Origin of the sequence: Trabulsiella guamensis ATCC 49490 (assembly GCF_000734965.1) — a bacterium.
In the GTDB taxonomy this organism is placed as follows: Bacteria; Pseudomonadota; Gammaproteobacteria; order Enterobacterales; family Enterobacteriaceae; genus Trabulsiella; species Trabulsiella guamensis.
Window position 1 is genome coordinate 1 of the sequence record NZ_JMTB01000244.1, and the last position, 334, is coordinate 334.

1 protein-coding gene is annotated in these 334 nt (G+C 57.2%); it reads right to left on the reverse strand.

What is annotated here, in order from left to right; all coding sequences use genetic code 11:
• On the reverse strand, positions 1-334 hold a 334-nt coding region (locus GTGU_RS23770), incomplete at both ends, for a Mu transposase C-terminal domain-containing protein (protein ID WP_169741203.1).

Below are 334 nucleotides of genomic sequence, written 5' to 3' on the forward strand. Positions count from 1 at the left end.
CCGGCAGCTCTGCATGCTCAGCCTTCGGCAGCAGGTCATTCACCTCAATCGCCGTCATACGGTTCAGAGCCTTAGTGGCTTTCTTCGTACTTTTGATCATCTCGCGACGGGCACGGTTGTGTTCACGCCCGGCTTCGGTATCGCCAAAGGCAACGGCGGCGCGACACTCAGCCATGCAAAGGAAACGGCCATCGAGGTCATAACAGGCGACTTCTCCGTGCAGGTTGCGTGGATCAAACCGGACGGTGATTTTGCGCGAACGGTGGCTGACGAGCTGTTCACTCCAGTAGGTGTTTTTGCGGCCAAACAGCGAACCGCCGGATTCCATAGTGAA